This window comes from Brevibacterium casei CIP 102111 (assembly GCF_900169275.1).
Classification (GTDB): domain Bacteria; phylum Actinomycetota; class Actinomycetes; order Actinomycetales; family Brevibacteriaceae; genus Brevibacterium; species Brevibacterium casei.
Genome location: NZ_FXZC01000006.1, coordinates 232,860 through 243,095, shown reverse-complemented (window position 1 = coordinate 243,095; position 10,236 = coordinate 232,860). Strand labels below are relative to the sequence as shown.

Genomic DNA, 10,236 nt, shown 5'->3' with positions numbered 1-10,236 from the left:
GCATTCAGCGATTAACTACCGACCGCCCGTCGAGGTCCATTCCGAATGGATCAACCAGTCCGGGACAGAACCCGCGGCTGCTTAGGAAACCAAGAATAGGAGCCTCTACGAAACCCGGGGCTTGACACCCTGCCACCAGGAACGAGTGACCCGTTCGCTACCGCTGACACTGAGCGCGGCTGGTCCTCACAACGGTCGTCGTCGCTGGTGTGGTGTACGGGGAGGAGTCTGTGTGAGACGGATCCCCCTATCGGGCATCACCCGTTGGGGCCGGTCGAACCGATCACCGGACACCGGTCCCTGGCCCAACAGCGCAAGCACGCGATCGCCCAGCGTGCGAAACGACTGCGGGCAGCCACCGAGACCAAATGCCAACCAGCCCGACGGCGGAATACGGGTGGGCGGAAACCGAAACCCCGCCGCACACCGGCAGTTCCGAACGTGTCGACGAGTCAGAACGTGTCGACGAGTCAAAGGACGCCCACAGTCCAGTCTGAGTCGAGTGGCCAGGCAACGTCGACTGCCGACCGAACGCCCGTCTCAGCGATTGCACCCATTCAGGCAACTCGGTCACCGCAGAACACGCCAGGTGATCCCTGGAGCTGGTCCGCCGATTCCCTGACCGATGGCAACGCACCCTGGAACGACAATCCCCCGACCCCTAGCACCGACACTGGCAGTCGTGCCGAGAAATCCTGGAGCACCCACACTGGCAGTCGTGTAGACGATCCTTGGGCCGGCCCGGCCGACGAATCCTCGACCTCGGGACACCGCAGGGCACCGAACCTCGACACCACGCCGCCGTCTCCCAACCCGACGACCGTGCATCCGACACCGACGACCGCGAAACCCGGTCGCGGCCCTGCCGCTCGAGGGCCCGTCACGGAGTACGACACCAGCTTCACCCGCCGGCCTGCACCGGTGATCAACTGGGACCACGACCCCATCACCGACCCGCCACCGTTCTGAGACAGCACATCTTCCCGAAGCAACTGACGAGCGAAACCCCCGACGCAGACGCTGCGATGCGACAAGGGAACCGCAGGGATCTCGAATCACACCCAACACAGTCCGGAACTCTGGTGCGGTGCCTCGGTTTTCCCCCTGGCAACGGCGACGGATTCCACGTCGACGGTGACAAGGTGATCTCAGAATTCGCGTTCTCCATCGCGGTAACTACACGTATGGCATTTGCCTAACGTCACCGGAAGTTATCCACAGATTGAAAGAAAGTCTGGATAAATGGGAATTTCACGATTACATTGACAACCACTTCCGCTGCCGGGCAGCGGACTCGCCGACACTCACCAGGGGTTCACTGTGGAAGCCACCGAGGTCATCACGAGCGAGGTCCACAAGAGGATCAGAGACCTCGACGTGGATCCGCGAGTCGATGTGCAGCGTTCGCGAGAAGTCATCCGCACCGTCATCTCCGAATACGACGAACGCAGTCTGACGGCGAATCTTCCGCCTCTCGAAGACCGTGAGGCGACGTTCCGCTTCATCGACCACCAGCTTTCGGGGTTCGGAGCTCTACAGGACTATTTCGAAGATCCGCGCGTCGAGGAGATTTGGATCAACTCCCCCAGCGAGGTCTTCATCGCCATCGACGGAGCTCACCAGCTGACGACGACGAAGCTCAGCCCCGGTGAACTCGACGACCTCATCGAACGGATGCTCCGCAGCTCCGGCCGCCGCGTCGACCTCTCAAAACCAAGCTTTTGACATACATTGCCCTGACTTGTTTCTCGTGTCGAGCCACGACTCCGTCAGCGCGCGCACGCGCGGGGAACGGAGCGCTGGTCCTCATGTCAGACTGGCCCGACGAATCTTGGCGCTCTTTAGCCCTCGTCGCAATCCGCCTCGTCCGCTTGTTCAGCGCGCTCGATCTCTTCGGCGAGCGCCGAAATATCCCTAACGGTCCCGTGGATGCGCACCTCAAGGACCTTCGACATCTCTTTAAGATGACTCCTTTCCGCACGCCTCTGCCGCCACGGTAGTCCTCGAACTGCACTTAAGCGCATATCCACCATGTCCCGCTCGATGCTGCCCTCAACGGCTGTTGTCCATTCATGCAAAATTTCACAACGGAGGTTGAGCATAGGCAACGGATCGACTTCGTGAAATGCATCCAGCGCTCGCTCTAGCGCGTCACCACTCGCTTGGATGGGCGTAGCCACCACCGCAGCAGCGTACAGTGGCGCTTTCGCCACTTGCCTACGCCAGCTCGCCACAACGCTTTCGGCCAACGCCTCAACCCGCTCCCGATCATGCAGGTACGCGGGGTCTGACTCGCATTCATCCTCACGAAACTCCTCAGACCTCAACTGTTCGGCATGTTCATACATTTGCGGCAAAGTTTCGCGTAGCTCCTGACCAGCCACAAGCACGTCGGCGTAGTAGCTACTGCGGCTTTGCACCTCCGCACGGAGCCATCCGTGACTACTGGACCAGCGATTCGAAATCCAACCGAGGCCCACCCCTACGACGATAGGTGCGACGAAATTCGAGAGAAGCAATGCGAGATCCACGTTCTTAAGCTACTCCCTACAGCCAGCAATTGCCCTGCTGGAACTCACGGATCGACCTGCCCTAGTGCTAGTACCTAGTCGAAGAGTGCCTCTTGCTCAGGCATATGTATCCGACGCTGCGCCGAAATGTATGGAGTTAGAGCAGTTGGTAAGTCAAGTCTCTTGCCGTCCAGAAGCTCGCGGACACTTACCTGCTGCAAAACTGGGTAATTCTCACCATTCGACGGGTGGGTCCAGTATCCGCCAACATCAATTGCACGTTGAGTCTCACGACTCACTTCGTCGTTCATAGTAATCAGAACACCGAGGTGCGCATCGTGGTTACTCGACACGGTGCCAGCTAAGTCTCGGACCACAGAGGGGCCGACATGCTTTCCACCCTTTACCGAAACAAGCACTTTACCGATAGTTTTAGAGTCGATCACGAACTTCCGGACGCCATCGATACCACGGTCGCCTACCTGCTTCTGATTCGGCTGAGCATGGACCTTTGACACCGCCCACCTCTCGAAGTCGAAGGGTGACTTTTCGAATAGGCGCTTGGCAGACTCCATGTCGTACGGGATACCGTCAACGTCAACGTTGTCCAGAACCGACTTTCCATGCGTTGCCATGAGCCTTTTAACTATCAGGTCAATAGAAACGTAGGTTATATCAATACCGATCCATCTTCTGCCCAGATTTTGAGCGGCATCTACAGTAGTCCCGCAACCACAAAACGGGTCCAGCACGACATCGCCCGGCTTTGAACTTGAGCGAATGATCCTCTCAAGCAGTTTCAACGGTTTTTGTGTCGGATAGCCTAGTGATTCCAATGCACTGTTGTTGAGCTTGTCAATGATCCAGACATCGTCAATTGGACGACCGTACGCCATAGCATCGTCCAGGTAGCGCTTTATTCGAGTACCACGGCCTCTATCAGACAAAACGTACTTCCGACCGTCGTCATCAATTCGAAGCTTCTGCTTGCGAACCTTCAGATATTCTTCCTCGCTCTCCCACGGAGCAGTTTGAGGCTCAAAGTATGCACCTTTATCTTTCTGGTAACAGAGTATTACGTCATGCCGAGCTTCATATTTGTCTTTGAGCTTCTTGTTCCAGCCAGAATACTTCCAAATGATTTCATTCTTGAACTGTCGCGCATCAAAAATTGCATCCATTAGAATCTTCAGGTAGTGACTCATCGTAGGATCACAATGCAGATATATGGTCCCCGTGCTCTTAAGCACTCTATGCAGCTCAACCAGCCGTGGGGCCATCATCACCAGGTAGGCCATCGCATCGTTTTCACCAAGAAGCATTCGAAACGCAGAGATCGCGTCTGCGACAGCGTTGGGAGCACTTACCTGAATATCGGTGTACAGGCGTTCTGTCTCGGGCGTCCAGTGCCAAGTGTCGTCGAAGGCCTGGATTTGAGCATTAGCATCGTCGGTCTCACGCCCGAAGATGACCGAATACGAGCGGTTCGAGTTAAATGGCGGGTCGAGGTAAATGAGGTCTACGCTCTCGGTCGCTATATGCTCTCGGAGCACTGGAAGATTGTCCCCGTAATACAGACGGTTAGGTTCACTGACATCAAGGTCGCTCATGCCTACTTAGGCTAGTCGATCACAGAGCGAGAACGTGCCATTGCGTCTTTGGCCGCAATGTCGATGCAGCTATGGAAGCATCAACTAGCAGCTCCAGTGAAGCCCTCCGGTGGAGTCAATAGGACCAGGGGCGCGACCTCGATAGACTCCGCCAACTTCTCAACGGTCTTGAGCGTAAGGTTTCGCTCGCCGCGTTCAACTCCACCCATGTAGGTGCGATGCACTCCGAGGCGCTCGGCAAATGCCTCTTGACTCAGCCCGAGCCGTAACCGGTGCCGCCGGAGGTTTTCTCCCACGACGCGCTGCAACTCACCTTCCACTCGACCAAGCGTCTACCGGTGCTACTTTTTGGTCTACAGACTTATAAGTAGCACAATGGTGGTATAGATGTAGTGGACTACAGAAGCGATGGAGCCCGAATGATTGATCGCCCCACTGGAGATGCCCCTCAGAAGCGCCCGAGGCAGCGCCGAGCCTCGAAACCGTTCTATAAGAGGTGGTGGGTCTGGGCGCTGGCTGCGCTGGTCGTTCTCTCCGCTACGGGCCTGTTCGGCCAGACTGAGGACGCGCCTGAAACTGTCGAGGCCAGCTCCACCGAAGAGGCCGAGCCGGTAACGGTGCCCGATCTCGTCGGTAAAGCTGGGGACGAAGCCAAAGACGCGCTCTACGACCTCGATTTGAAGGCCGAGTTTGTCGACGAGAGCGATGAGGATCGTTCGGTGATTCGGAAGTCCAATTGGAAGGTCGAGCGCACGTCCCCTCAAGCCGGTGCAGAAGCCGAGCCGGGCGATGCTGTCACCCTCACCGTGTCCAAGATCGACGACGATCAGGAGTCAGCGGAGGAAAAGAAGGCCGAGAAGGATGAGAAGGCCAAGGACAAAGGCTCCAAAGGGAAGGAGTCCGAGTCCGAGGCGAAGTCGACTGACGATGACAAGTTCGACTTCGACTACTACCAGGGCGAGGTCACCGTCCAGTTCGAAATCGACGACAATTTCACTACCGGGCTGGTCGCAACCGGCGCGAAACAAGACACCATCGCGGCGCTCCAGGCCGCGAAGGAGAAATATCCCGACTACAAGAGCATCGTTGTGATGGGTAGCGGTCCGACCGTCGACAAGTACGGCAACGAGGACAACTCCTACCTTTTCAGCGTTCGATACACCCGAGAGACCGTCGAAAAAATCGACTTCGACAATAGCGCACTGATTGACATCTGGGACCTCAAAGACGCGGGCATGGTCAACCCGGACCTCGAAAAATAGGACGGAGACTCCATGAAGCGGATGACAGCTATCGCCAGCGTTCTCGGCCTCCTGGCACTTTCGGCATGCACATCGGAGACCGACGAACCGAGTTCGGATTCGCAGGTCGCCGAGTCGGTGCCCCAGGCCAACGAGACTCAAGATGCCGACGGCGATTACGTGCAGACTGAGGCCGACGCACCTGCTGCCCCGACCGGCGCGACCTCGTACACCGATGACGGCACCGGTCGATTCGACTTCGGCAGCACGGCGACATTTCCGTCCGGGATGAAACTAGCAATTGACTACCTCGGAGAGACGAAGCTCAGCGAGCGAGGGGTCGCCTCAGACTGCGATGCAGGCGACCCTGTCGCCGTGTTCGAGCTGACCATCTCCAATCACACCGGCTCGACGACAAACCCGAGCAGAACCCTCGATATTTCTGGCGAGTACTACAAGGACGGGGTCGGCCTGCGCACCGATCCGGTCCGCGTTGAGTCCCCAAACGTTGTCGACAATTGGCAGGGAAAGAAGCTCGATAAAGCTATGTCGATTTCCGAGCTGCCCGATGGTGAGACAGCTACGGCATATGCCGGGATGTGCCGCCCGGACGCGTCTAACGACGTGAAGAATGTCTACGGCACGTTCGCAAACGAAGAGGTCGTTACGCCCTTCTGGGCCACTTCGGTGAGCTGATCCCTGGCCACCGTCATCACCCAATTTCGTAGCCATACGGGCGAGGCCCACCGACCGCCGCAAAGGCTCGTCTGCGGACGCTTGTCAGCCGCTTGCTCCGTGATGGTAGCCCTCCGGTCGGAGTCAAGACTGTCCGAGCTTCTCCCGAGCGATGTGGGATCGGGAGTCGGTGTTCGTCGGTGGGCACGGCGCTCTTGCCGGGGATGCTGATCCCGCCCATGAGTGCGGCGGGCCGCTGGGAGAGGTCCGCGACGATCATGCCGACGGCGACTACGAGGTCGTCGTGAGTGCCTGGAGGGTTCTGGAGCTTCACTGTCGAGGGGCCGGTCTCGACCATGCGAGCACTCATAAACTCGTCCCGAGTCTCGTCATCGTCGGGCAGGCTCAGCGAGCGGTCGCGGAGCGCGCCCCACAGCGACCGGGCGAGACGATTCGCGCCCGCCGATGAGAACACGAACTCCTCGGTTCGGATGCCCTGCCGCTCCAGTGAGGTCGTGAGCTGTTCGGCCTGCATCCTGTCGAACCTCAGCTTCGCGCCATACTCACGACAGACGCGGAGGGTCGCCGCCTCGACCTCGCTGAGGTCGACTCGACCCCCGCTGTCCGAGGGTCGCCAGCTCATGACCTTGTCGATGATGAACACGCGGCCCGCTGCACGCTCCTCGGCGTGACCGACCGCGAGCGCCGTGAGGTCTCGTCGCGTACCTACGTCGAGGGCTGCAACATACTCATGACGCCGGTCTGGAGCGAGCACCGGGTCGCCGGGACGGATGACCGCCTCGATGTCGGCAGACGAGGTCAGCGCGTCGTCGGCCTCAGACCATTCGCAGAGGATCAGCCGCCGCCACTCCGAGGGCGTGAGGTCGTCTTTCACCTCAGCGATGTCCTCCTCAGCCCACCAGGGTGAGGGGCCAGGGTGGAGCGAGGTATGCCAGGCGGGCGAAATCCGGGCCTTCTGCCACCTCTTCGCCCCGATGCCAGTCGGCGACCCCGCCGTCGTGATGATGATGAGCCGCGACCCTGGCACCTTCGGAACCGCCGAGGTGATGGCCGACCACAGTGTTCGGTGGTTCGGCGTGTTCGGCCAGACTGCCAGCTCGTCGACGATTTGGAGCCATGGTCGTTTACCGAATGCTGAGGCCCCGTCGGAAGTCTCGACGGTCAGCGTGGCACCTGTCGCGGTGTTCTCGACCGTCCTGCCGAGGACTCTCACCCTCGACCGGAGTCCGGCACGGTCGACGAATCCGCTCAACGCCTCCATCGTCAGCTCGGCCTGATCTGCGTCCGAGGCGTAAACCAGCGAGGTCGAGTTAGCTGGGGCCTCGGTGAGGAGTAGCGACAAAGTGATACCGGCGATGTCGGTCGTCTTGGACATGCCGCGTCCTCGTAGGAGGAAATGTCGCCGAGGCCCCTCGGGGTCGAGCACGGACCGAGCGTCGGCCAGTTGAAACGGGTAGGCCATTTCGCCCCACCTCGCGCCGTTCTCCAGAGGCAAAGCGGCGAGGAGGTCGAGCGCGGCGGGCGTAGCGGTGGTCGGTGTCCTGCTCATCGGTCGTCCTCCTCGGGAGTGGTGTGGGGCCGGAGGTCGGAGCGGGTGCCTTCGGCCTTCACCCGGTCGAGTGCCGCGATCACGGGGTCGGGGCCAGCGTCGAGCACCGCCCGGCCCTGCGCGACGAGCGCGTCGAGGTCGACAGCAGTGCTAGTGCCCTCACGGACAGCTTTTGCCCTGAGCAAGGACAGCTCTGCCTCAGATCGAGGGTCCAGCCCGAGGCGGTCACGGGCAGCGGTAGCGCTCTTCTCGAACCAGCGGAGCATGTTCACCAGTGAGGTGCGAGGCTGTCCGTCCTCGCCAATGATGCCGATCTCGTCCAGGTGACGACGCAGAAGCGCAGCTCGGGCCTCGGCATCCGCCCAAGCTGCCAGGGCCTCGGGATACTTCCTCAAGTCCGGTCGGTCGTCGACGATGCCCGCCACGAGGGCGGCGCTCACGGCGCTGTAGACCCTCGGTGAGCGGTAGCCGCTCTGAAGACTCACGACGTTGTTCTCGGAGAAGTCCGGGTGCTTCGGTGAGCCGCGTCCTTCGCCCTTCGAGGGGCGATACCACGACGGCCATTGGTCAGGTGGAAGCTGGGCGGCCTCGGCGGCGGTCAGGCCCCTCTTCATCTTCCTGCTCATCGCCCGACCCTCCCGGTCTCGAACTTCTCTCGCAGGTCGGCGAGGGCGATGTGCGCCCATGGGGTCGGATTCGGTTCGATGTTCATCACGCCCCAGGCCGGAGGGTCGATGCGCACGTTCTCAATTCCGAGCTTGCGCGAGATGCCTGCTGCCTCCAGCACGAGGTACGCCATCACTGATGGCCCGTAGGCCCCGTACGCCTCAGCGGCTTCGGCGCACGTGCGGCACACCGACACGCGCCGGTGTGCGGTCGAGGTGCCGCCGAGCGAGGACGGCGAGACCCTCGCCTCGGTCCACGCCGACAATGCCCGCGAGGGGAGGGCTTCGACCGAGGCGACCCCGCAGAGGTAGCAACCGCCGCCCGTAGGCGCTGGGGTCGGCTCAGGGCGCTCGGTCACAGCGCGGAGGAACGCGGCCACCGCTTGCCGGGCGCTGGCACGTCCCTCCTCGGGCACGTGCGACCACGGCAGAGCCGCGCCGGTGCTCGGGTCGGCCTCGGCTTCAGCGACGGGAGCGAACCTGCTCTCCCACACCAGGCCGAGAGCCTTGGGCGTGAGATGACGAATTGCGAGGCGGACTCGGCGAGATGAGGTCAGCTTGAGGTCGTGCTCGGCCACGGCGGCGACGGCGAGCGCACGCTCGACGGCGGTGTTCGCTATCACGTCAGCGACGTATTGCCCTCGTCCGGTCGGGTGCTCGATGTTGACCGCCACGGCCTGCTCCCGGCGCTCCTCGCAGGTGGTGCACCTGGTCATGGTGGTCTCGAACTCCTGCGCCGCTTTCCTTCGCAGTGACGGCGACCCGCCCCGGTACTCCCGGCCCCACGAGATGATGGTGTCGCGCCCATGCTGGACGGTCGGCGCGGTCGCCACACCGCAGACGCGGCAGGCGAGCCAGCCGTCGACCAGCTCGACGATGGGGGTGAAGTTCTCAGCGTAGGGGTTGGTCTCGATCATGGTGGGGCCTTTCGTGGTGGTGATGGTAGTGGTGAGTCGTCGCCACAGCCTCGTCAGCCGTGGCAGGTTCTTGATGGTGCCGATGTGGGGATGGATCACAGCGGATCACCGCCGTTGCGGCTCAGCGGTCGAGGTTCACCGCCGCGCCATTTGCCCGCCCAGAATCCCGCCTCAGGTCTGGCCGTGGTGGCGAAGTCCTGGCACAGGTCTAGCAGTGGGCAGGATCGGCAGGTCTGCTTCAAGTCGATGTGGTCTCGGAGGCCGCCGCTCTGCCTGATGCGGTCGTCGATGAACCGCTGGTCACCCTCGCAGGCGGGGCGCTCCTCGGCCATCGCGTCGTACAGCGGCGAGAATGCCGCCGTGGGGCTGTTCCTCGATCTAGGCATGGTCCTCGCCTCCGGGACTCGCGTCGGTGCGGTCCTGTGCGCTGAGTGGACCGCCTGCCGAGGCCACTGCCGACACGATGGTCGACTGTCCTAATTTCCGGCTGTCATCGGCCAGTATCGCCGCCTCTAGCCTCACGACATGGAGGTAGCAGTCGTCAAAGATGCGAGTGGGATAGCCGAGGTTGCCTCGGCACCAGCTACCTCGCTTTGACCGGCAGATCGGGCAGGGCATGCTCTTCGCCGCCTCCACGAGATCGAACAACTTCGAGCGCTTCGGGACGTGGATCGACCGGGCTGGCCCTAAGTCGGGGTGACTATGGGCTGAGTCAGCGTCAGACTCGGCGGTCGGGAGTGTAGTTGCACAATCAGCCATTTTCAGCTCCTCTCTTCACGTCGCGCCTCGTGTACGCGCGAGTGGTGTCGGTGGTGGTGTCGGTGTCGAAACCACTTTTCGACACCGATTTTTGAGGGGTGGTGTCCCCTGCTTTTTGCCAACGACACCACCACATCCGCGTCATTACTGGGAATAGTGGGGGTGGTGTCATGTGGTGTCGTGCGGTGTCCTCCGCCCCGTGACACCGCCGTGCAATGGTGTGGTGTCGTGGTGTCCCGACCTTAGAGAGGGACACCAACGACACCACCAGCACCAGCGCCAGGCGAGG

General features: G+C 61.2%; 10 protein-coding genes. 3 read left to right on the top strand and 7 right to left on the bottom strand.

Features of this window, described 5'->3' with window-relative positions; genetic code table 11:
- Positions 1-1,320: 1,320 nt before the first annotated feature.
- Positions 1,321-1,725, top strand: a complete 405-nt coding sequence (locus BC102111_RS14640) for a hypothetical protein (protein ID WP_180960658.1) — start codon at positions 1,321-1,323, stop codon at positions 1,723-1,725.
- A gap of 116 nt (positions 1,726-1,841) precedes the next feature.
- On the opposite strand, the gene BC102111_RS14635 is transcribed toward BC102111_RS14640, so the two are convergent.
- The 3 genes from BC102111_RS14635 to BC102111_RS14625 form a co-directional block, all read right to left on the bottom strand.
- The gene (locus BC102111_RS14635; RefSeq protein WP_146001441.1) at positions 1,842-2,531 is read right to left on the bottom strand and encodes a hypothetical protein; all 690 of its coding nucleotides are present in this window, start codon (positions 2,529-2,531) and stop codon (positions 1,842-1,844) included.
- A gap of 74 nt (positions 2,532-2,605) precedes the next feature.
- Positions 2,606-4,120, bottom strand: coding sequence for a DNA methyltransferase (locus BC102111_RS14630; protein ID WP_101624730.1), 1,515 nt, complete (start codon positions 4,118-4,120; stop codon positions 2,606-2,608).
- Between the two features lie 80 nt (positions 4,121-4,200).
- Positions 4,201-4,416 carry a helix-turn-helix domain-containing protein gene (locus tag BC102111_RS14625; RefSeq protein ID WP_232252822.1) on the bottom strand — a complete coding sequence of 72 codons (216 nt, stop codon included), beginning with the start codon at positions 4,414-4,416 and terminating at the stop codon, positions 4,201-4,203.
- A 123-nt stretch (positions 4,417-4,539) separates the two neighbouring features.
- Here BC102111_RS14625 and BC102111_RS14620 point away from each other — a divergent pair, with 123 nt between their 5' ends.
- Together BC102111_RS14620 and BC102111_RS14615 are read left to right on the top strand one after the other, a co-directional pair.
- Entirely contained in the window at positions 4,540-5,382 is an 843-nt protein-coding gene (locus tag BC102111_RS14620; RefSeq protein ID WP_101624728.1) for a PASTA domain-containing protein, read from the top strand.
- Between the two features lie 12 nt (positions 5,383-5,394).
- On the top strand, positions 5,395-6,057 hold the full coding sequence (locus tag BC102111_RS14615) for a hypothetical protein (protein WP_101624727.1): 663 nt from the start codon (positions 5,395-5,397) through the stop codon (positions 6,055-6,057).
- Positions 6,058-6,073: 16 nt separating this feature from the next.
- On the opposite strand, the gene BC102111_RS14610 is transcribed toward BC102111_RS14615, so the two are convergent.
- The 4 genes from BC102111_RS14610 to BC102111_RS18265 all read right to left on the bottom strand — a co-directional run bounded on the left by BC102111_RS14610 (position 6,074) and on the right by BC102111_RS18265 (position 9,947).
- Positions 6,074-7,606 (bottom strand): terminase large subunit domain-containing protein, encoded by a 1,533-nt coding sequence (locus tag BC102111_RS14610; protein WP_101624726.1) that lies wholly within the window; start codon positions 7,604-7,606, stop codon positions 6,074-6,076.
- On the bottom strand, positions 7,603-8,220 hold the full coding sequence (locus BC102111_RS14605) for a hypothetical protein (protein WP_101624725.1): 618 nt from the start codon (positions 8,218-8,220) through the stop codon (positions 7,603-7,605). Before BC102111_RS14605 ends, BC102111_RS14610 begins: the two co-directional genes overlap by 4 nt.
- A gap of 8 nt (positions 8,221-8,228) precedes the next feature.
- Positions 8,229-9,188, bottom strand: a complete 960-nt coding sequence (locus BC102111_RS14600) for a hypothetical protein (RefSeq protein WP_146001440.1) — start codon at positions 9,186-9,188, stop codon at positions 8,229-8,231.
- A 378-nt stretch (positions 9,189-9,566) separates the two neighbouring features.
- Positions 9,567-9,947 carry a zinc finger domain-containing protein gene (locus tag BC102111_RS18265; protein ID WP_444500369.1) on the bottom strand — a complete coding sequence of 127 codons (381 nt, stop codon included), beginning with the start codon at positions 9,945-9,947 and terminating at the stop codon, positions 9,567-9,569.
- Positions 9,948-10,236: the final 289 nt, after the last annotated feature.

Coding starts and splice junctions, on each gene's coding strand:
- BC102111_RS14630 (WP_101624730.1), bottom strand. CDS start 4,120: ATGAGCGACCTTGATGTCAGTGAACCTAACCGTCTGTATTACGGGGAC.
- BC102111_RS14620 (WP_101624728.1), top strand. CDS start 4,540: ATGATTGATCGCCCCACTGGAGATGCCCCTCAGAAGCGCCCGAGGCAG.
- BC102111_RS14615 (WP_101624727.1), top strand. CDS start 5,395: ATGAAGCGGATGACAGCTATCGCCAGCGTTCTCGGCCTCCTGGCACTT.
- BC102111_RS14610 (WP_101624726.1), bottom strand. CDS start 7,606: ATGAGCAGGACACCGACCACCGCTACGCCCGCCGCGCTCGACCTCCTC.
- BC102111_RS14605 (WP_101624725.1), bottom strand. CDS start 8,220: ATGAAGAGGGGCCTGACCGCCGCCGAGGCCGCCCAGCTTCCACCTGAC.
- BC102111_RS14600 (WP_146001440.1), bottom strand. CDS start 9,188: ATGATCGAGACCAACCCCTACGCTGAGAACTTCACCCCCATCGTCGAG.
- BC102111_RS18265 (WP_444500369.1), bottom strand. CDS start 9,947: ATGGCTGATTGTGCAACTACACTCCCGACCGCCGAGTCTGACGCTGAC.